Source organism: Shewanella livingstonensis (assembly GCF_003855395.1).
Lineage (GTDB): Bacteria > Pseudomonadota > Gammaproteobacteria > Enterobacterales > Shewanellaceae > Shewanella > Shewanella livingstonensis.
Genome location: NZ_CP034015.1, coordinates 4783766 through 4805140 on the forward strand (window position 1 = coordinate 4783766; position 21375 = coordinate 4805140).

At 42.6% G+C, this 21375-nt stretch carries 18 protein-coding genes; 5 read left to right on the plus strand and 13 right to left on the minus strand.

The window, feature by feature from the left end; genetic code table 11:
* Positions 1 to 36: 36 nt before the first annotated feature.
* The 4 genes from EGC82_RS20950 to EGC82_RS20965 form a co-directional block, all read right to left on the minus strand.
* On the minus strand, positions 37 to 1344 hold the full coding sequence (locus EGC82_RS20950) for an amidohydrolase (protein ID WP_124732473.1): 1308 nt from the start codon (positions 1342 to 1344) through the stop codon (positions 37 to 39).
* Positions 1345 to 1519: 175 nt separating this feature from the next.
* Positions 1520 to 2170, minus strand: coding sequence for a class I SAM-dependent methyltransferase (locus tag EGC82_RS20955; protein ID WP_124732474.1), 651 nt, complete (start codon positions 2168 to 2170; stop codon positions 1520 to 1522).
* Positions 2171 to 2218: 48 nt separating this feature from the next.
* Positions 2219 to 2602 (minus strand): hypothetical protein, encoded by a 384-nt coding sequence (locus EGC82_RS20960; protein ID WP_244212504.1) that lies wholly within the window; start codon positions 2600 to 2602, stop codon positions 2219 to 2221.
* A gap of 5 nt (positions 2603 to 2607) precedes the next feature.
* Entirely contained in the window at positions 2608 to 3219 is a 612-nt protein-coding gene (locus tag EGC82_RS20965) for a tRNA-uridine aminocarboxypropyltransferase (RefSeq protein ID WP_124732475.1), read from the minus strand.
* A gap of 99 nt (positions 3220 to 3318) precedes the next feature.
* Between EGC82_RS20965 and EGC82_RS20970 the strand changes: the two genes are divergently transcribed.
* Positions 3319 to 4284, plus strand: a complete 966-nt coding sequence (locus tag EGC82_RS20970; protein ID WP_124732476.1) for a putative porin — start codon at positions 3319 to 3321, stop codon at positions 4282 to 4284.
* A gap of 81 nt (positions 4285 to 4365) precedes the next feature.
* Here EGC82_RS20970 and EGC82_RS20975 read toward each other — a convergent pair whose 3' ends face one another.
* Positions 4366 to 5571, minus strand: coding sequence for a multidrug effflux MFS transporter (locus EGC82_RS20975; protein ID WP_124732477.1), 1206 nt, complete (start codon positions 5569 to 5571; stop codon positions 4366 to 4368).
* Positions 5572 to 5697: 126 nt separating this feature from the next.
* On the opposite strand from EGC82_RS20975, the gene EGC82_RS20980 reads away from it, so the two are divergent.
* The 4 genes from EGC82_RS20980 (at position 5698) to EGC82_RS21000 (ending at position 9176) form a co-directional block, all read left to right on the plus strand.
* Complete coding sequence (locus EGC82_RS20980; RefSeq protein WP_124732478.1) at positions 5698 to 6681, plus strand: LysR family transcriptional regulator; 984 nt, start codon at positions 5698 to 5700, stop codon at positions 6679 to 6681.
* Positions 6682 to 7193: 512 nt separating this feature from the next.
* On the plus strand, positions 7194 to 7547 hold the full coding sequence (locus EGC82_RS20990) for a hypothetical protein (RefSeq protein WP_124732479.1): 354 nt from the start codon (positions 7194 to 7196) through the stop codon (positions 7545 to 7547).
* Positions 7548 to 7845: 298 nt separating this feature from the next.
* Positions 7846 to 8193, plus strand: a complete 348-nt coding sequence (locus EGC82_RS20995; RefSeq protein ID WP_124732480.1) for a hypothetical protein — start codon at positions 7846 to 7848, stop codon at positions 8191 to 8193.
* A 347-nt stretch (positions 8194 to 8540) separates the two neighbouring features.
* Complete coding sequence (locus tag EGC82_RS21000; RefSeq protein ID WP_124732481.1) at positions 8541 to 9176, plus strand: SDR family oxidoreductase; 636 nt, start codon at positions 8541 to 8543, stop codon at positions 9174 to 9176.
* Positions 9177 to 9985: 809 nt separating this feature from the next.
* Here EGC82_RS21000 and EGC82_RS21005 read toward each other — a convergent pair.
* The 8 genes from EGC82_RS21005 to EGC82_RS21040 form a co-directional block, all read right to left on the minus strand.
* Positions 9986 to 10690, minus strand: coding sequence for a response regulator (locus EGC82_RS21005; RefSeq protein ID WP_124732482.1), 705 nt, complete (start codon positions 10688 to 10690; stop codon positions 9986 to 9988).
* Between the two features lie 29 nt (positions 10691 to 10719).
* Positions 10720 to 12051, minus strand: a complete 1332-nt coding sequence (locus EGC82_RS21010) for an ATP-binding protein (protein WP_208646915.1) — start codon at positions 12049 to 12051, stop codon at positions 10720 to 10722.
* Between the two features lie 107 nt (positions 12052 to 12158).
* Positions 12159 to 14153: a MacB family efflux pump subunit gene (locus EGC82_RS21015; protein WP_124732484.1), complete on the minus strand. Its 1995-nt coding sequence runs from the start codon at positions 14151 to 14153 to the stop codon at positions 12159 to 12161.
* A gap of 2 nt (positions 14154 to 14155) precedes the next feature.
* Positions 14156 to 15382 carry an efflux RND transporter periplasmic adaptor subunit gene (locus EGC82_RS21020; RefSeq protein ID WP_124732726.1) on the minus strand — a complete coding sequence of 409 codons (1227 nt, stop codon included), beginning with the start codon at positions 15380 to 15382 and terminating at the stop codon, positions 14156 to 14158.
* Positions 15383 to 15930: 548 nt separating this feature from the next.
* Positions 15931 to 16422, minus strand: a complete 492-nt coding sequence (gene lspA, locus EGC82_RS21025) for a signal peptidase II (RefSeq protein WP_101084914.1) — start codon at positions 16420 to 16422, stop codon at positions 15931 to 15933.
* Between the two features lie 485 nt (positions 16423 to 16907).
* Complete coding sequence (locus tag EGC82_RS21030) at positions 16908 to 18755, minus strand: SLC13 family permease (RefSeq protein WP_244212505.1); 1848 nt, start codon at positions 18753 to 18755, stop codon at positions 16908 to 16910.
* Positions 18756 to 19016: 261 nt separating this feature from the next.
* Entirely contained in the window at positions 19017 to 20465 is a 1449-nt protein-coding gene (locus EGC82_RS21035; protein WP_124732485.1) for a tetratricopeptide repeat protein, read from the minus strand.
* A 31-nt stretch (positions 20466 to 20496) separates the two neighbouring features.
* Complete coding sequence (locus tag EGC82_RS21040; RefSeq protein WP_124732486.1) at positions 20497 to 21219, minus strand: hypothetical protein; 723 nt, start codon at positions 21217 to 21219, stop codon at positions 20497 to 20499.
* Positions 21220 to 21375: the final 156 nt, after the last annotated feature.

Genomic DNA, 21375 nt, shown 5'->3' on the forward strand with positions numbered 1-21375 from the left:
GTCCAATGGTTTATTAAAATGGTTTATTAAATAGAATTATTGTGCCGCACTTAATGCCGTTAAGGCAATTTGGGTCATGGTTTGCACGCCCACTTTTAACGCACTTTCATCGACATAGAATGCCGGAGAATGGTTGCTAGCAACTTGACTCATATCTTGATCTGCCGGCGTAACCCCTAAGAAAAAAAACATTCCTGCAGTTTGCTGCGCATAATACGAAAAGTCTTCTGCGCCCGTCATTAACCCTGGCTCAATTAACATATTGTCACCTACTACAGAGGCAATGACTGGGCGCATTTTACTCACAAGTTGTGGATTATTCACCGTCACAGGGTAACCGGGTTGGATCTCCGTTACCGCGGTTGCCCCCAATGTTTTCGCAGCATTGGTGGCTATTTCAGCTAATTTGACTTTAATGTCAGCACGCATATCTTGATCGAAAGTACGGATAGTGCCGATCAACTCAACTTCGTCAGGAATAATATTCGATCGAATGCCACCATTAATGGCCCCGAAACTCACCACGGCAGGGGCTTTAGTAATATCAACTTGGCGACTAATAATGGTTTGCACACTGGTAATAATTTGCGCTGAGGCCACAATAGGATCAACACCACTCCAAGGACGCGAGCCATGAGTTTGCTTGCCGGTAACCTTAATCGTAAATGAGTCTTCACTCGCCATAGCGGGACCCGATCGCAAGCCAATTACGCCAGACGGCATGCTTGATGTGACATGCATACCAAACACTTGGTCTGGCATACGTTTAGCAAACAAGCCTTGTTGTAGCATTAACTCTGCACCGCCTTGCTCACCTTCTGGTGCGCCTTCCTCGGCTGGCTGAAAGATAAACATCACATCCCCTGCCAGGCTGTCTTTTACGTTAACGAGGTTTTCAGCCACGCCCATCAGCATGGCAACATGCGTATCATGGCCGCACGCGTGCATTACCCCTACTTTTTGGCCGCGATAAGTGTCAGTTACTTTAGAGGCAAAAGGTAAATCAACCCCTTCTGTTACTGGCAACGCATCCATGTCGGCACGTAAACCAATTAATGGCCCAGGCTTGCCGCCTTTAAGTATCGCCACTACGCCGGTATGGGCAATGCCCGTTTGCACTTCAAGCCCCAAGGACTTAAGGTGTTTTTCAATCACCTTGCTGGTACGAAACTCTCGGTTAGATAATTCAGGATGTTGGTGAAGATCGCGGCGCCATGCAATTACCTTACTTTCTACTGCAGCCGTTAACTCTGCGGCAGTAGGCACGCTAGCCACGGTAGACGCACTGTAAAAACTGCTAGCAAATACGCTAGAAAGCAGTAACGCGAGGGAGGTCAGGCGCATATTTATTCCATTTTTATTATAATTAGAGCAACAAAACTACCTTGAAATGACGATTTTGTTAAATTTTTTACCTATTTGCTAACAAGTCAATTGTATCTATTTATTAACGCGCTATAGCCTCGGTTAAGCTTGTTGCTTAAAACACCCCTAAACGGTCCATTCTTTAGTCAACATTTTATGCTATATCTAATGCTGCCGGTACGTGAAAGAACACCACATCACTGTCGATGACCTCCAGCAGCCAACCTTGTTGCTGCGCTATCCATTGAAAGGTTTCTAACGCGTAGAAATTGATATGAGTGGGATCAATTTTATAAGACCAGTTTGTAAATGCAGCTGCGCTAGGTACTCTTTTTGTCATTACGGCTAATATCCCCCCAAGCATCAATAACTGGCTTAATTGCTCAATTAACGCCTGCGCATCGGCAATGTGTTCAATCACTTCGGTTAAACAGACAAAATCGTACAGCTGGTGTAGTACTTGTGTGTCTGGATGATAAAACAAATCATAATTAGCCACACTAATTCCATGCTTTGCTGCCATTTGGCTTAACACAGCACCTTCGCCGCAACCAAAATCTAATCCCATTGCACCGGGAGCGAGCTGAGCTAATAAAGGAGTTAATGTGCGCGATAAAAAAAGTTGATAGCCCGCATTAGCGAAGTCGTTGTGGTGACAATCGTAATGAGCTTTTTCAGCCGCTTCATCCCAATAAAATGTCTTTGGAACCGACACCATTAAACATTGCGGGCAACGAACGTAGGGGCGTTTGTTATCTTGATGAAAAGCAGCGGTGTCATGGTGACATAAAGGACAAGGTGACAAAGGGATGCTCCAAAATAAGCCAAATAAACATAACTAACAACACTTACACTATTCAGATTCAAGGGGCTCAATGCTGGTTTCTTTAGGAATTTTACGGGTTTGAGTCGCCGCCTCTTGTGCCTGTTGTAAATACTTTTGCTGACGAGTTAAACGCTCATCCGATTGAGAGCGGGCTTTTTCGAGCTGCTGCGCTTCCCAGTCATTAGACTCCACCTTGGCTAATGCTTTTTGCTCACGTTCCGAGGTTGCCTTGGCTGCCTCACGCGCTTTTTGCAATTGAGTTTGCTCAAGTTCAACCGACTCTTGGCGCGCTTGCTCGCCCTTTTCAGCTAAGGTCATTTTTTTATGCGGTTTATCAGCAGCTTCGGTAATTAGCGTCAATGTCGTCGAAGCAAACAGTAATAAAAATAAGCTTATCGGCCGATTGTTCATGTTATCTATCCTTTGATTTTACCGCTGTTATAACGTGCACGAACCAGAGCAGGCATAGCCGTTAACTTATGTTGCACCATTGCGTTAAACACTGCAAATATTGGCGCGATATCAGCCGCTGGATTTAAGGCAATCAACGTGTGGGCAACCGCTTCCAAAGTCGACAAGCTGTCGCTACGTTTCGCTTTACGAATAATATATTGCGACTCATCTTCACACTCAAGATGCAGTGACGGGTAATTAAGTAACCACGGATTGAGCTGCAACATGCGGTATGCCTTACGCCAAGTACCGTCGACTAAAATAATTATCGCAGCCTCACTCGCTCCAGCCTCGGCTACCGTTTGACTGTGATCATTGGGATAAACCACATAAATCGGCTTCGTTTGCACAGCTAAATAATGTTGCAGCTCAATAAAGTCCACGGCAGATTCACCCACGTAAATTTTCATCTGCGGCATTACCAGTTTCAATAATCTCACAGTGTTCTTAGCATGATCCACTTCAGATGGATGCTGCATCACCACAACCTCGGTATTTGACGTCACCGGTTTGAGCGCATGACACACGCAAGCCGACTGTGGGTATTGGCAATGAATACAATAACTTCTGCTCATTTTTTATCTTATCTTTGTAAGTGTGTTGTTGCAAATATGTAAAGTTGAGTTCAATATGCTTCGCTCTACACCATAATACCTCAAGGAAGAACCATTACTATGACTAGAACAAAGATGTCTGTGGCATTAATGCTCGCATTGGCCACAATCCCTGCATATGCAGCCCAAGATAATACCTATCACCACGAAGCAGAAATCGGTTTTTTAGACTCATCAGGTGAAGCGGATGGCCTAGTTAACGCCAATTATCGCTATTATTTTAAAGCGGTTGAGCAAGCAGATAAGCCATATGCATTGACGGGATTCTTTAATCAAGGCTCAACTGTTTCTGCGCGTTATGCCACCACTGACGTCCAAGATTTATATAACATCTCTGGAGAATATGTTTTTGACTCAAAATGGTTTTTGGGGGCTGGAGTCAACCAGTTAAATGCAGATGATGCTGTATTTGACATCACAACATACGAGATGAGTGCTGGATATTTTTTTAGCGAACACTCAAAGTTATCCTTGAACTACACTACCAACTCAGAATCAAAATCTAACAATGGCGCATATCTAGAATATGAATTTGAATCATATTTTAGCCAAAATATTGATGCTATCACGTTAACTTACGAACATTTTATTCCATTACAATCAACCGCTGGAGTGTTTATAACTGGGGCTGTAGGTTATCAAAACCCACAATATATCAACAACGAAATTCTCACTCAAGTTGATGGCTCAACTCCGACTATAGTGGAGGATTCTACATTAAACTTTGAAAATGACATTTATACTGTTGCAGTGTTTGCAGATTGGTATATTAATAATGCATGGTCAGTGGGTGCGACTTACTACCGGACAGATGTAAATACTGATTTCAGCAGCAGTAATATTGATGACTCAAATAAAAGTAGCCACAGCAACAACATCACTGAAACTGGTTTAAATACACGTTACTTCTGGCATTTTTCAGATGTGTTCTCGGCTAAGTTTTCGCTAGAACATTATTTCGATAATGGTGAATATAATAGTGATTCAGAAACTAATTTTGGCATAGCAATTAACGCCCGTTTCTAAGTTTCATCATATCGAGGTAAAAAAAACCCGCGGAATGTGGTTAGCATTCTGCGGGTTAAAGGTGATATAACTAAAACTTAATTAATCGTGTTGTAATTGCTCATGATGCAGATGACTTAAACGGTTCATTGCCATAATAATCAGTAATACGGCACTAAAGCCCCCCATCACAACCGCTATCGCATAGGGTGCTGGTATATCAGTTAGCTGGACCAACGCCGTCAGTATTGATGCCCCACTCATTTGAATACAACCTAACATCGCTGTCGCGGTACCTGCACGCTCACCGAAAGCCGACAACGCCATACTGGTTGCAGGGCCAAGCAAAATGGCAAAACCAATACATAAAATCATCATTGGAGCCATAAATGCTATCGCCGCGGCGAGGCCTTCTTGTGGGCCAGCAAAGTACAGAGCAGCTTCAATAAATGCAGCAACTAGCATCAACGACAATGCCACTACAACTCCCGGGCGATTGCCAATGCGCTTAACCAACACCGGAGCGGCAAAACACGCGGCAATATTGACCGCAGCATTGAGACCAAATAAACCACTGAAGGTTAATTCTGATATACCTAAGTGACCAATTATCCACACGGGTGAGTACGACACATAACATAATATCGATGCCATAGCGATCATGCAGCAACTGGCATAAAACATAAAATGTGGATCACTAATAACTGGCTTATAACGGCTCCAGCGGTATAAAGGTCCTGTGCTGTCGGTATTTAATGGCCGGGTTTCTGGAAAACGAAATCCCACTAAAAACAATACCAAAATGGCGTATAAAGCCATAAAAATAAACGTAGATCGCCAGCCAAACTGTAAGGCTAATAGCCCACCAAATGTCGGTGCCAATGCCGGTACCACACAAATAGCGCCGTTGAGATAACTGTACATTGAGACACTTTCTTTGCGGGAATAGCAGTCACGTACCGCACTAAATACCACAATAGAGGTTGAGCATGCGGCTAATCCTTGAAAAACACGCGCAATCTGCAACCATTCAAATTCAACTGCATAAGCCCCTAATAAACTACTAATGCCATAAAGAACAATGCCAAATAACGCGACAGGTTTACGGCCAAAACGGTCCGCTAGTGGACCAATTAGAATTTGTCCTACGCCCATTGCAAATAAAAATAACACTAAGGTGGACTGTACTTCACTGTTAGATACACCGTACTCCAACGCCATAGTAGGCATAGACGGCAGATATATATCAATAGCTAATGGGCTTAGGAGCACCATAAACATTAACAGTGGCAATAAGTTACGACGCATAAACTTCTTTCTCTTAAATTTTTAATACACAAAGGTCACCCTTAATAGGGCGCTATAGTAAGTCAAATAGCGGTATGAATGAAAATGATATAAAATCCAAAGTGAATTTCCATTTGAGAATATCACATGAATTTAGACAATCTCGCTCGAGTCGATCTTAATCTATTAGTCATTTTACAAGTCTTACTTGAGGAGCAAAGTGTCACTCGAGCGGCCCATCGCTTACATGTGAGTCAATCGGCTGTGAGTAAAAGCTTAAACCGCTTACGAGAAACATTAGACGATCCGCTGTTTCAACGCACGGCACACGGCTTAAAACCCACGGCACATGCTGATGCATTAAGACAACAACTACCATTAGTGCTGCAAAACTTGTATCAACTCACCCAGCCCCCTACTTTTCATCCGGCGACCAGTAACCGCCAATTTTCATTTTCATTAGTAGAAAGTGCTTATGAAACCTTAATTCCATATTTTATCGGACCATTGTTACAGCAAGCGCCTTCAATAAAATTAGATTCCTATGTATGGACCGAAAAATCAATGCAAGATCTGCAACAAGGACAAATCGATTTTGGCATTGCAGGTCGAGATATTCATCCACAAACCGATGTGAATACTGAAAAAGTACCTGAAGGTATTGAATCGCAAATCCTCTTTAACGATCACCAAGTTTGCTTAGTGCGTAAAAATCATCCTATGTTACAGAAAGTAAATGCTGGTCACTGGGATCAAGCTCACTACCTTAGCATGTCTCATGTACAAGTAAGATGTGAAGGCAACGATTGGTGGGCACTGGATTATCATCTTGCCAACTTAGGTTTGCATCGTAATTTGTCGGCCACGGTACCAGATTTTTATGGCGCAGCCAGTGTTTGTGCTAATACCGACTTAATTTTTACCTTGCCATCAAGTTTTGCTAATCATGCTCAAAAACTCTATTCGCTTGTCTCTATTCCCTTACCATTTGAGTTTATGCCGATGGCTTATGTATTTTTATGGCATGAAAGAAACAACCAAGAACCGGGGCATCAATGGTTTCGTAACATGATTTTTAGCAGTGTCGAAAAAGCTATCGCGAATCAACATATCTGTAAAACTAATGGCTAAGATTGTCACTAACCTAAATGTTAGCTGCTAGATACTTATCAAACTAAAAAGATATGCTGATTTTTAAGATAACTAAGTTGAACTTTTAGCTTGCTCGACACTCAAATTAATCGAATAAATGATCGTTAACCCGCCAAATAGTGCACGACAACCTATTAGGGCCTGTTGATCTTTCAAGGTTATTTTTGCAGCGAATTGTTGGCCATTTGTACAAGGCAGAGACTTTGAGGTGTAGTTATTCTACATAAAAAGTCGATAACACAGTAAAAATGGCCAACAAACGCTGCCCGAAGGGTTCGGCTAAAAACGTTTTACTCTTTGTTGAATGCATTTTGCTTAGATGACTAGGCATCAATCCATTCGCCTCGATTAAAACGTTTTTAACTCGAACAAAATTCAACCAGCAAAGATCAACAGGCCCTAGGTATAAATTAATAATCTAGCTATAAATTGACCATTCATTAAGTAAATCTGATGGAATATAAAGTAGGTAAATCCTTAGAGGAATGAGGATGTTCAGTTCAATTAACGCGCTACAAATAATTCAACGACTTCGAAGAATGCGTCCATTGACAGCATTAGTAACAATGGTCACTTTCTTGTTGGGCTTTGTACTGTTATTGCCATTATTGTTACTGTTTGTCGCTGTCGGTTTCATTGGCATGACACTCTTAGGTCGCCAATATATGAACCGCCACCGTTCAAGAGCATCAGCGCCCTTTTCCGCACCTAGCCCAATCTATGACAGCTATAATATTTATCAAAATCTGGAACGCGATTGCCCCAACGAACACTCTAAAACAAGCACACTAATGCCAGAAAGCCCGATTAAGTCATGCCAAACCAATAACATAGTTAATCGCTAAAGTCGCGGTATATAGACCCTAGTGGTACTAATCGATTTGCCATCACAGCATAAATTAATGACAAAACAGCCACAGTAACACTTATGGTATTACCAACCATTCTGCCCCCCATATAAACCGTATTACAGTGCAACAAGGCTCATGAAAATAGACTTGTTGATCCCAAGCTTAAAACATTAACCAGGTTTAACGTGACATATTATGTCTTGAGGTTGCATGATGTATGTTCAATATCAGTCATCTGTATAGGCGCTCATCTTTACTCAAGCAGTTAGATAAGCCGCATTTAGGAGCCAACATGAACTTTAACCAATCATTTCAGAATGCTAATTTAAAAAGTCGCGTTACAGCCATGCACCCAATATTGGCATTACTGATGTTCTTTAGCATCGTATTCGCCACAATAGTGCTACTACCTTTTTTACTGTTATTGGGCTTATTAAGCTTTATTACGTTGAACTTATTTAAAAATAAACAGTTTAGTAAAACCATATTACGTAGCAAACAAGCTCAACAAGGTGATGCTTTCCAAGACAACGCTGGTGTGCAGCGCGAACAAGCAGCGCCTTATGCAGATATGTTTACCCGCTCTAACCCGAATCAGTCACAACACACTGGTCGCACGTTTGAGCATCAAGCGGATTAATTAACCGTTAGCAGTACTTAGTGGTCACGTTACTATTTTAATCATTAATCTAAAATGAGTATGGGCTATATTTATCTCCATATTCCCGCCATTACTCATCATACCTGCACGTAATTAACGATATTGAAGGCGGTAAACGCCTTCAATATCCACCAAAGATATCGGCCGCCTATATTTATTTTTTGTTGTAAAACATAACGTACTGCAAATGCTAATAACCTCTTAAGCATTGAATCGTGCAGATCAAACCCCAATGTTATTAGAAGGCGGGCAAATAAAGTCGCAAACCATGCCGCTACATTTGCCAGTAACATAAGCCAACAATTTGATACTTAGGAGAGGATAAAATGAACAAGACACTCATTTTAGGCGCTAGTGGACAAATCGGTAAAATGACCACAAAGCAGTTATTAGCAGATGGTCAATCAGTTATCGCTTTAGTACGAGACAAGAGTAAATTGGCTGATCTCGCCAGCGATAATCTGCGCATAGTGGAGGCAGATTTAGAACAGGACTTTAGCCAAGCATTTAACGATTGCGATCAGGTCATTTTCAGTGCCGGATCAGGTGGCAAAACAGGTGCCGACAAAACCATGTTGATTGACTTATGGGCGGCCTGTAAAGCCATTGATTACGCAAAAGCAGCTAATGTGTCACATTTTATAATGGTCAGTTCTATCGGCGCTGACGATCCCGACCAAGGTTCAGAACAAATGAAGCCTTACTTAGTTGCCAAACACATGGCCGACGAATACTTGATCAGCAGCGGGCTTAACTACACCATATTTAGACCGGGTTCATTAACCGACGATAGCGCCACAGGTAAAGTGCAAACCCAGCGGCCGAGCAGCAAAGACAAAATGACTATTCACAGAGAAGATGTTGCTCGCGCACTGACTTACGCTGTAGGAAAACCACAGCTAGGCGGCAAAATATTTGAATTATTTAATGGCAGTAAATCCCTCACTGATGTCCTAAATTAATCCATTCAGTAAGCATTCGCCTAACAACGCCATAAACACTTAAACAACATTAAGGCCAGCACAACGCTGGCCGTTTTTATTATTTTTTTATAAACGTAGATAAAACAAATCAGCTATTTTGCGTGGTTAAGCACACCACTATTTAGCCCTGAACTTTAAGCCTGAAATGACATTTCATCCATCGCACACTGCTAGATTACCGAACTGGCTGGCGATTATCTAGGTGTGGAAGAGTGACCATTGTGCAAATGATAAAAGCTAATACGCTTGCTGATTTTTGGACAAAAGTGTATTTAAAATATGGCCTGCGGCCACTAACGTCGTGGCGCTTCACCCACACCAGACCAAGAGGAAACCAACGGCAGTTCCCTCTTTACTCTTTATAAAAGAATTAGCCCAGCCGCCCCGCAACATTTTCGCTATTTATAAAACAACAACCTGCGAAAAAATTGCCATGGGGATTGAACCAGCTTTTGACTTCATCTGTAACCGTCTTGGGCCCATCTTGTAATAAAATGTGAACATGCTAACACTTCCGATGGTACATCCTGTACCGCGAAAGCTAGCCTGACGTCCAGTCAGGCTCACGCATTCTTTTATAAAGAGTCTTCAACGGCCTCAAGTTCAGAGGTGAATTTATCCATTTTCAAGCTAAGGCTAGCTCGTTTTTGGACATTTTTGCGTCAGTGAATTTGCTAATTTAGCTTCTGGCGAACTATCAGGGGTATGGCAAAACTTCTGATCGAGTGGCCAGTTTTTATCATCCACTACACACCCAATCGTCATCTCGCTAACTGGCTATACACAGATTATTTAAGTGTTTCCTGCAACAATTTGTAGCCCACCCCATAAATCGAACGGATAGGGTTCGCTGTTGGTGCAACGGCATGTATTTTTTTGCGGATGTTCTTAATGTGGGTATCAATATTCCTGTCTGATACATCCGCAAGATCACTGTAAAGCGCATTGAGAATATCATCACGACTATACACTCGCCCCGGATGCTCAACCAACAGACGAAGTAACATAAACTCTTTGGGCGTTAAGTCGAGAAAGCAGCCGCTAAATCGAGCCTCATACTCGTCAGGCTTCAATACAAATTGTCCTAAAACTAACTCAGGGCTATGTATGGCAGGATTCGCTTGAATCGCCAAAGTTCGGCGCAGTACCGTTTTGACCCTCGCAATCACCTCTCTAGGGCTAAACGGCTTGCAAATATAATCATCGGCTCCGAGCTCTAAACCAATCAATCGGTCGATCTCTTCACTTTTTGCGGTCACCATAATAATGGGCAACTGAGAGAACTGGCGTACCTGTTTGCATATCTCGATACCGTCCATATCTGGCAACATTAAATCAAGCAGCATTAAGTCAAACGTCTGCGACTTCACCGTCGCCACGACTTCTGCACCCGACGCAAGATGGGTCACTTCAAAACCGCTATTTTGGCAATACGCAATCAAGACTTCGGCAATGTATTCTTCGTCTTCCACAATCAAAATATGCGTCTTCATTCTCTTCTTCCTCTATCGAAGTCTTATTGTTAGGTAGTATGGCGATGGATCGGTAGGGTTATCATCATGTTAACACCGCCCATATCTGACTTTTTAGCGCAAATAGTGCCTTGATGTGCCTCGATAATTTGCTGACACAATGCCAAACCAATACCGGAGCCGCCATGCTCTCGACTGCGAGATTGTTCTACTCGATAAAAGCGTTCAAATACTTGAGTGAAAGCGCCTTCTGGTATCGATGGCGATGTATCTTCGATAATCACCTCAACATTATTTTTATCTTTGCGAAATGATAAAGTAATACCTCCCGGTGCGTCGGTATAACGGCAACTATTTTCCATTATATTGATAAACAACTGCGTCAAACGATCTCTATCTGCGATGACGAAGCACTCAGCATTCTCTCTCAAATACAACGCTTCACAATGTAATGCCAACCCAAACTCATCAGTTTTCACCTTAAAGCCAAGTAAGATATCTTTGAGGAGTTCAACGAGATTAAATAATGTTTTTTTGTATGACAATCCACCAATGTCGGTAATGGACAATTGATAAATGTCACCCACCAAATGACTCATTCCATCTATTTGGTCAATCATCACCTGTAAACGCTTTTCATCTGCTTTAAAAATTCCGTCTTGAATCGCATTGAGTTGCCCTCGAACAACCGTTAGGGGGGTTTTCAGTTCGTGTGCAACATCTGACATCCATTTAGAACGTTCCGTTTTGTTCTTCTCCAACGTTTGAGCCAGAATATTTATATTGTCCGTTAAGACACCTAACTCATCGTTGCTATTGCTAACCACTCTTGTAGCAAGGTTACCCTGAATTAATTGAGTCGTACCTTGATTAACCCTAAATATGGGCGCAACCAAGTGACGTGAGAAAAGCCAGGCAGTGACAAACGCAAGGGCAATGACGGCGAGCGTAATAGAGACATAACTTTGATATTGCTCAGCCAAAAATATATTCGCAGGGCTTTGTTCGGCCAGTTGTGATGGCACATAACTTAACCAACCAATCACGCTACCCTCGTATTCTATGGCTTGAGTTAACAGGCTTTCATCAATTTGAGAACGGCCAACCACGACCGTTTTATTCACATCATACAAACTGAGCCTTCGCTGTGTTTGCAATAACTGGCTTATACCTGTTGTATCTGTCGGTACCGATAGCGACGCATGATCATCACCCGCTCTTCTCGTGCCAACGAGGCGTCGCCAATTGCTTTCATCGCCTTTTAACGATTGCCACGACCCATTTTCTTGATAAAACTCGGCTAATTTCTGGCTGACTTGTTCGACATAGCTCGATTCCGCATCTTTAATGAAATCATGAAAACCTGTTGACAGGTTTTGCATGATCAGAGCGAGCATAATGCACACAGCCAAAAAGCTTGTAATACAAAACGCTAGAAAGAACTTATGAATGATCTTCAGCTTGAAATTCACTTTCAACGTCTGTTTCCTTATCCTTTAGATAGCGCATCTACAGGGTTTAATCTTGCTGCATTTCTGGCCGGTAAGAAACCAAACAGAACCCCAATCAGTGTTGAGCACATAAAGGCGGCAATAATTGAGTTGGTCGAATAAATCAGACTTAATCCACTGCTCATTGATGAGATAATCAAGCCCACAACGTAAGCTAAGCCAATACCCAAAGCACCGCCACATAGACACACCAGAACCGCCTCGATTAAAAACTGTCTCATAATATCCGCTTGTCTTGCCCCTACGGCCATTCGGATACCAATCTCTCGTGTGCGCTCGGTGACCGACACCAACATGATATTCATCACACCGATACCACCAACCACCAATGAAATAAAGGCAATGGCCGAGATAAGTAACGTCATCGTTGATGAGGTTTGTTCAATGTTTTCCCTTACCGTATCCGTATTAACAGTAAAGAAGTCTTCTACGCCATGACGCATTTTTATTAAGTTAATTATCGCTTGCTCTGCGGCGACACTCGATACGTCATCACTCACCCTAACTGTAATATCATTGACGTAATTTTGGCTGAAGATACGAGAGTTTACCGTACTATAAGGCAGCCATACATTCAGAGAATCGCTATTACCAGCTGCCATTTTACTTGCTGCAGTGACTCCGATAATGCGCACTGGCAACTGGCCCAAAAAGATAACCTGCCCAAGTGCATCACCATCAGGAAAGAGATCGTTTAAGGTGTTATTGTCAATGACTGCGACTTGATCCAATGAAACGACACTTTTCTCATCAAACAATTGCCCTTGTGCTAACTCTAAACCTTGCACGCGAAAATGGTCAGGACCAACGCCTAGCACCTCTGCGGTGACGACCTCACTAGCATAGCGTACAGTGACATTAGCACGTACGGTTGGCGTCACGCTATCAACAAATGATAGATTCGTTAAGGCATTTACATCACTTGCGGTTAGCGTTCTTATTCGTCCCGCGCGTCTATCACCTAAACCAGATCCGGGTTTAATTTCAATAGTATTGGTCCCCATCGAAGCCATTTGTGACAACACTTGTGCCTGAGAACCATTACCGATCGCCACTACGGATACCACCGAGGCAATACCGATGATGATCCCCAGCATCGTTAAAAACGTTCTTAGGCGGTGACTGCTCATCGCCGATAGTGACATTTTGAACGCTTCAACAAAGCTGAACCACTGTGCGGAAAATGGCCTTGATGTGAATGTATTCGCTTTTTTTTGTTCTGCAACACTTGTCGATGATGTATCTATTTCCGAATTAGCTATTACTGAATGTTTATTTGAGGCGTTATCGTTAGTTATATCACTAACGATTTCACCATCAGATATTTCAATAACACGCTCTGCTGATGCGGCAATTTTAGGGTCATGAGTGACCAGTACAATAGTGTGCCCTTGCTGATGCAACTCTTGAAGTAGCTGCATCATTTCTTTACCGCTATGACTATCAAGTGCACCGGTCGGTTCATCGGCAAGGATCACCGTACCACCATTAATTAAAGCGCGAGCGACACTGACCCGTTGTTGCTGTCCACCACTTAATTGGCTAGGCTTGTGAGTCATACGATCGGCTAATCCCAATCTGTTTAACAACTTCTCTGCGCGTGCCTGACGCGACAATTTGTTTTCTGCCGAGTAGAGCGCCGGAATTTCAACGTTTCCGATAGCGGTTAGATCATCCAACAAGTGATAACGCTGAAATATGAAACCAAAATAGTCACGTCGTAACTCTGCGAGTTGGTCTGGATTCATTGCGGAGGTATCTTGACCATTGACCAGATACGCCCCTTCACTGGGTGTATCTAAGCAACCTAAAATATTCATTAGGGTTGATTTACCCGAACCGGATGCTCCCATAATCGCAATCATTTCGCCGCGACGAATAGTCAGATTGACGTTGTTCAATACCGTTAATTCCTCATCACCAGCAGGAAAACGACGACTAAGACCTGAGACTTCTAACAATACGTCACTCATGGTTAAGATCTCCCGCCTTTACCCGGGCCACCATTGCCTCGCTCGCCTTTTTCTTGTCCTAATGTGGATCGCATATTAAAACTTGATGCCGATTTGGTGTTCGCCTGACCCATAACGACTCGATCGCCTTGCTCTAACCCACTCAGCACTTGCGCATACACCTTATTGTCGATACCAATCTCAACTTCTCGCATTTCTAACGCCCCATCAACCAATACAGGGATACGATAACGATTATCGCCCGGCAACTTGCGCGTGAGAATTTGGGATGGAACCAGTAATGCATCTTGCGCTGAATCTAAAACAATCGACACTTGCGCTGTCATACCGAAACGAAGCAACCCTTCTTTGTTGTCGACATCAAATACCGCGTTGTAGTAAATGGCATCATCATCACCAATGTTAATCTTGCTATCTTCACCGGTAAGAAGGGTTGGCCCTGGCTCTATTGTTCTTAGTTCACCATTAAAATAGTCTTGTGGGGCGCCTAAAATCGAAAAATATACTTTTTGTCCTGTTGTAACGTGAATAATGTCGGCTTCAGATACTTGCGCCTTGACCGTCATAACATCGAGTTGAGCCACTTCCACAATGGAAGGTGTAGACTGGTTTGTATTCACGGTTTGCCCCTCTTCGACAGAGACATAAACAACAGTGCCATGAATGGGTGACTCAATCGTCGTGTAGCTTAAGTCCAACTGGGCATCATCAACATTGATCAACGCTTTCTCTTTTTCAGCAATCAGTTGGTCTAATTCCGATTTATAAACAATAAGTTCCGCTTCCGCAGCGTCATACAAAGACTGTGAGGTGACATTTTTTTCAAGCATCGCCTTCTGCCTTTCGAAAGAGAGTTCTGAATTATGAATTTGCGCTACTTTCGCTTTATATTGAGCGTTAATACTGGTCAATGATGCTTGAGCTTCTTTTAATGCGTTTTCTTGAGAAAGGTTGTCAATTTGCGCAATGAGAGCCCCAGCTTCAAGCCTGTCGCCAACCGAAACGGCTATCGACTCTAACTTACCCGATACTTGTGCCCCAATATTGACCATTTTGGACGGATATAACACACCGTTAGTTAGCACCACATCTTCAATATTCCCGATGCGAACAGGCTCCGTAGAATACGCCACGGTTGAGGCGTCGTTCTTCGCATAAAAATAAGCGGCGACGGCACCGGTAGCGACAACAAGTAAAGTGATCGTCACTAAACGTTTAATATTTTTCATGTGCAAGTTTTCCCAATTTTTTAACTGTTATTAGGATAACGGAAAAATGTGAGGGAACTTTGAGATAAGATTACACTATAAGCCATTGATAATAAATGGCTTTGTTTGGGTAATGTTGAATTGTGTAGTGAGTGTGTGGCGATAAGAGAAGTAACTAGCCACAACCCAGGAAATTCTGCACCATTTCTTTTTTCAAACTTGTTGTCGTGAGTGTATATCAACGTAACCGTGCGCTAAGGCTTAGTTGGAGAGTATGTATAGGGTTAACACGGCTAAATATTCTATCGCCAATAGGGTTAGGTCTTGCTTTTGCCATTCATTAGGTTTTTATATCAAAATTACCTGAACATATTTATTCGAACTTCAAGGCCTAACCCACAATGGGGCATAAATCAGTTAGTTCTACTGACTTTAAAAGGACCGATTCAACTCTGAACTTGAGGCCGTTGAAGACTCTTTACAATAGAATGTGTGAGCCTGATAGGTCTTCCTCGCACATATCCATGTAGGCTTAACCAAAACCAAATGAATGACCCGTTAGTCGACTTTTACACCGTAGGTTTATGCTTACTTTGAGCAAATATAAGCAGAAAGACACCAAACATTATTGCTATGTCTGCGACATTAAAAATGCCTGTTCGAATCGAGCCTATACCAATATTTAGAAAATCGATAACGGCCCCATTATTAACGACACGGTCGTAGAAATTACTCATACCACCTGAAAACACTAAAGATAATGCAATTAAAGGGACAAGGTGCTGTTTGGCATTTGAAATTAAATAAACCAGTAAAGCCAATAAAAACGTACCAACCAAAACAACAAAAAACCAGAACCGAGCTTGTTCAGATAGATTATTACCTAAGCCTAGAAATGCACCAATATTTTCTGTGTAACCCACTCTAAGAAGGTCATTAAGGTAGCTCGTCATTTGAAATTTAGGAAGATGTTCTGCCGCTAATAACTTCGTGCCTTGATCACAACCTACGCATGACAGCGTCACTAAAAAAATAACCAATAATCTTTTCCAAACGTCCATATTTACTTTACACCTTTTCTGGCTACTTACGTTGTAGTATTTGTGCATTGGATTGTTTATAAAGCACAAATCTCTTGTTAAACCTAAACGATTGCTAGCTTAGGTTAATTGGTTTGATTTGCTAATAGGAATTTAATTGTTGATGTGGACTCTGGGTTACCGAGTAAATTTGCAATAACTGATACTGAGTTGTCAGTAAGTTTCTTATTAAAATCCATCGTCATTATTGTGATCCATCACATCTTTCTCACTCTAGCTGATTCAATCAGCATAATACACTCAACTGAATTCTCATATTGCTCTGTGCTATAGCTTAATTCAACAACTATTAATTCAACAACTAATTGGACGGTTCACTCGATAAAGTCGGCCATTTAAGTTATTGCTCAATATTTTTCATTGCCTAATATCTTATTGATATAAATAATTTATGAACGATAAAAAACACATTACATACATTAAAAATAACTACGCCACATCAAAGATTACCAGCTAAGCGAATACATGACTGGCAGTAATAGCGATAAACTCACCCAAACGATAATCGTTAGTGGGACGCCCACTCGGACAAAATCCATAAATTTATAGCCGCCAGCATGCATTACTAACAGATTAGTCTTGTACGCCATAGGGGTGGCGTAACTCATATTGGCACCAAACAGCACGGCAATAACAAAAGGTTCAGGGTCAACCTGCAATTGCTGCGCGATACTAATCGCAATAGGAGTGCCAATAACTGCCGCAGCATTATTGGACACAATATTCGTCAAAATAGCCATTAACAGCATCAGTCCAGACACAATCAACGCCGGAGAAGCCCCTGCAGTTAATGCCACAAAAACTTGGGCTAAATACTCTGCACCGCCGGTTTTTAATAATGCTGCTCCCATCGCTAAACTGGCTGCCACAATCAAAATAACCTGAGTGCTCAGCGCCATGGAAGCATGCTGCCAGGTTAGACAGCGAGTAACCAGCATTAGTAACACACCACCGACAGCACTGATCGCGATAGGAACATCCCAAAATGCCGATACTAGAATAATTCCAGCCATGATCAATAAAGCTGTTAACGCTTTATCTGTGTGCGGTAGATCTGCGGTGGCATCAAGAACCAATAGCTCACCAGCACGTTTTATGTCGGCAATGGTATCTTGTTTACCCTGCACCAGCAAAACGTCACCGATACGCAGACGAGCCTGTGCAATTTTTTCACGTAGCGTTTCGACAGAGCTTTCCCCACGATGTATTGCTAGCACTATTAACTGATAGCGTTCATAAAAGTTAACTTGCCTTAAAGTCATGCCAAGTAGGGGAGAACCTTGCATCACCACGATTTCAGCAATTTGCTGTCCCTCACCGGACAGTGGATGATCTTCATCCACTGGATTATCACCAACATAAAGCATCGCTTCCAGCGCACTTTCCAGCTCCTTAAGATTGTCTGGCGTATCACTGACCATCAATCTGTCTCCGACCTGAATTTGCGCATCTGGCAAGGGAATAACATAAGTTCCGTTACCCCGCATGATCCGCGACACTTCCAGTAGCCCAGAGGTCTTTTCGGTCAACTCAGATAATGTCTTACCAACAGAAAAGCCGTCTTCTAATATCACCAGTTGGGCGGAAAATATTCTTGGAGAGGTATCACTAAGTATCGCCTTACGGGCAGGCAGTAGGCGTGGCGCAATCAACCACAAATAAACAATCGCAATACCGGCAACGATTGCTGCTGGTATAAAAAAGTCAAACATTTGCAATCTTCTCAGGCCCATATCGGCAGCCACCGAAACAACTAACAAGTTAGTCGAAGTGCCGATACTGGTACTCATGCCGCCCACCAGAGTGGCAAATCCCATTGGCATTAACACTCCCGAAGCCGGGGCTCCGGTGCGCAGCGATACACTGATTAGAATAGGAAGCAGCAGTACGACTATCGGTACATTATTGACAAATGCACTGAGAAAAGCGCCAATCAGCAGAGTCAGCAACATACTTAATACGGGGCTCACACGCCATAAACGCGCCAGAATTCGGCCAAGAGGTACCAGAGCTCCGGTGCGCACTAAGCCGCTGCCGGCAATCATCAGGGCACATACCGCTACTAGCGCTTCATGACCAAACCCACTGAAAAATTGTAGTGCCTCAAGCTGTTGCCCTTGCGCATTGACGTAAGGAAAGACAGTAAAACCGATGCTTAACATTGTCAGAATAAACAGACTCGATGTCTCAATAGCAATAGATTCTCTGGTAAACAAAAACAGTGCTAGCAAGACAAGCAATAGTACTGCCAGTGCGTGCACGTCAGGAAGCGGTGGCAAAGTCATTATATTCATTGCTAGCACCTGTGTTAGTTAAGCCTTTCTATTGGCATATGCAGGGTAAAGCAGAGGCTTGCACGGCAAGCTATTTTCTACTTCATGTTATTGTGCTGGTTGGTGTTTATTTGTTTATTTTTTATTGAGAGTCTGTCACTTAAATATGAGACATTGTTTCTCATAAAGCGAATAAGATACGCGCGACAAACTTCTTTGTCGTGAGTCCTAACAGGCGTAATAGCCCAGCAGAGACCAACAACCATATAAAGTAAACAGCGGTTACTCGAGTAAGCACTTTGCCTGTTGCAAGGTCACTAATTCATCTTCACTTGGGTTAAGCGCAATGACACTGTCGATTTGCATGGCTAATGATTGCCACAAGGGTTCAATAACATGCAAGTGATCGTCATTGGCATGTGTTCTTGCCAGTGTGAGTAAATACGCCGCTTGCACTACATCAATGTGGCCTAGAATACCGTCGGCTAACGCCACACTTAACTCAATCATTGCGTTAACATTGCGGCCATACTTAATCGCTTGGTGTAAATAGTGCTCGGCTTTAGTGCGCTGTTGTTGGCTGGCATTGTCGTCATGTAAAATAGCACTGCCGCAATGCAACATAGCATCTACCTGACCTTGCTCGGCGGCTTCGTTCATCCATTGCTGACTTGCTAGCAAGTCTATCTGGCAGCCCAAACCTTCAGCCAGTGTGAGGGCTAAATGATATTGTGCATTGGGATAACCAGCTTGCGCGGCTTTATTAATCCATAAAAATGCTTGCTCAAACTGTTGGTGTTGATAAAACAACACTCCAAGATTAGACATTGCCTCGGCATTTTCCGCGTTGGCGGCAAGGGTCAATAAGCGTTCGGCTTGTGTTAAGTCAACGGTAAATTGATGACTGCCAACAAGGTAAAAAAAGCCCAGTAATGCTTGCGCCTCAACAATACTTTTCTCAGCAGCCTGGGCAATAAGTTGCTCACCTTCCATTAGATTTGGAATACTACAATAACCGTGCAGTAAACTCACACCATGTTCAAATAGGGCCGCTTGATGCTGAGTTGATGCTAAAGCAAACCAATAACCCGCTTGTGCAAATGCATCCGCAGCAGAGTGGCGCACAGATGTTGTCGTGCTAGAATCCAGCTCAGTAACCTGCAAACTCGCAAGTGATACCTGGGCTAAAGCCTGCTCTTGTTCTTGCAACATTAAGCCTTTAGCTTTTAATGACATACCAACTAAATACTGCGCTTGCGCGTCGTTATCCATCACGGCGCGATAACATAAATCGCGTCCGGCAAATGAATCAAAAGCTTCAAATTGATACGCAGGTGCTGATTGCTGCTGCACTAGTGGATACAGCTTGTTAATCAACTGCAAAATATGCTCAATCGATTTTTCAGCAATAGTGACCAGTTGTGCTTGAGTTAAATGATATTTTTCAGGATGTGCGCCACGATTACCGTCACTACGCAGGCGATGTAATGTGCGTACTGCGGGCGGATCAATTAATCGAGCTTGATGTAATTGTTCAATACGGTCGTATAAATTGGGGCTAGTGAATCTAAGCCCATGAGGCGTGGCTAATTGACTGGTGAGCTTATGGGTAAAACTGCGAATATACACCAGCGCTTGGGTAGGAATATCTCGGACATAGCTTTTGGCTAAACGATAATCGTCGCTTAACTCAGCAGAGAAACCATCAATAAACTCAATATCATTTAACAATGGCATCTCCTTTTGAGTGTCTACAACGTATTTATGCCTCTGTTTTATCTGCATCCGGTGTTTTACGATTAACCATATACAATCTAAACAGGGCGATATTAACAAACAAACCTAGGAACGAGAAAGTCGCTTCTACAACCAGTTGTAACGGAAAGCCAACTTGCATTGCCACTTGAGAAAACATGCCCGCCAATAAAGACAATGGCACGTATAACATTAATACCGCAATAGTTTTAATTGTTATTGGGCCACTAAATTTAAAGCTACTCTTAATCGCTTCAAACGGTGTTAAACGCTCAACCACTACCATAAAGTTTACGTAAGCTAGGCGAGAAAACAGGTATAAGCTAACTAATAGCCCAATTAACCATAATGGCCCAAACGCAGCAAAAATCATTACTGGCCCTAAAATAGCTAAACCAGAAAATACCCCAGCCAATAATAATGGCGGTACAAACGGTAAACTAGCCTTTAATATTTGTGCCGGCGCAAGATCGTGACCTTGGGAGCGCAGCTCTAAATATAAGGTTAATGCGGCAATTAAAAATGAAAAAACCAACAATAGCACCATCATTGCTGCTGCATGGACTGCACCAAATTGTGGGTTTTCAGCATCAGCCTGCAACATTTCATTACCTAGCCAAAGTTGAATAGCGACTTGGATTAACAGTAATGGCAGAGTCAGTACGGCAAGCTGACGGATGTGGTTTCGAAAAAAGTTAAATGCTTCAGTCAAAATTGCAAACAATGACATGTGGGTTCCAGTAATCTATTAACAACAAATATTGCGCTTAGGATACCCAAAAAAAATGCATTTTGCACAAGTCTAATGAGCAAAAGTCGCGATCATCTGTCGCATTTATGTAAATCAGGGTAAAATGATGCCTAAGTTTAGACATTGAGCCACATT

Excerpts from the sequence above, each read along its gene's own strand:
- EGC82_RS20950 (WP_124732473.1), bottom strand. The coding sequence starts at position 1,344 with ATGCGCCTGACCTCCCTCGCGTTACTGCTTTCTAGCGTATTTGCTAGC.
- EGC82_RS20960 (WP_244212504.1), bottom strand. The coding sequence starts at position 2,602 with ATGAACAATCGGCCGATAAGCTTATTTTTATTACTGTTTGCTTCGACG.
- EGC82_RS20965 (WP_124732475.1), bottom strand. The coding sequence starts at position 3,219 with ATGAGCAGAAGTTATTGTATTCATTGCCAATACCCACAGTCGGCTTGC.
- EGC82_RS20970 (WP_124732476.1), top strand. The coding sequence starts at position 3,319 with ATGACTAGAACAAAGATGTCTGTGGCATTAATGCTCGCATTGGCCACA.
- EGC82_RS20975 (WP_124732477.1), bottom strand. The coding sequence starts at position 5,571 with ATGCGTCGTAACTTATTGCCACTGTTAATGTTTATGGTGCTCCTAAGC.
- EGC82_RS20980 (WP_124732478.1), top strand. The coding sequence starts at position 5,698 with ATGAATTTAGACAATCTCGCTCGAGTCGATCTTAATCTATTAGTCATT.
- EGC82_RS20990 (WP_124732479.1), top strand. The coding sequence starts at position 7,194 with ATGTTCAGTTCAATTAACGCGCTACAAATAATTCAACGACTTCGAAGA.
- EGC82_RS20995 (WP_124732480.1), top strand. The coding sequence starts at position 7,846 with ATGAACTTTAACCAATCATTTCAGAATGCTAATTTAAAAAGTCGCGTT.
- EGC82_RS21000 (WP_124732481.1), top strand. The coding sequence starts at position 8,541 with ATGAACAAGACACTCATTTTAGGCGCTAGTGGACAAATCGGTAAAATG.
- EGC82_RS21005 (WP_124732482.1), bottom strand. The coding sequence starts at position 10,690 with ATGAAGACGCATATTTTGATTGTGGAAGACGAAGAATACATTGCCGAA.
- EGC82_RS21010 (WP_208646915.1), bottom strand. The coding sequence starts at position 12,051 with ATGCAAAACCTGTCAACAGGTTTTCATGATTTCATTAAAGATGCGGAA.
- EGC82_RS21015 (WP_124732484.1), bottom strand. The coding sequence starts at position 14,153 with ATGAGTGACGTATTGTTAGAAGTCTCAGGTCTTAGTCGTCGTTTTCCT.
- EGC82_RS21020 (WP_124732726.1), bottom strand. The coding sequence starts at position 15,382 with ATGAAAAATATTAAACGTTTAGTGACGATCACTTTACTTGTTGTCGCT.
- lspA (WP_101084914.1), bottom strand. The coding sequence starts at position 16,422 with ATGGACGTTTGGAAAAGATTATTGGTTATTTTTTTAGTGACGCTGTCA.
- EGC82_RS21030 (WP_244212505.1), bottom strand. The coding sequence starts at position 18,755 with ATGAATATAATGACTTTGCCACCGCTTCCTGACGTGCACGCACTGGCA.
- EGC82_RS21040 (WP_124732486.1), bottom strand. The coding sequence starts at position 21,219 with ATGTCATTGTTTGCAATTTTGACTGAAGCATTTAACTTTTTTCGAAAC.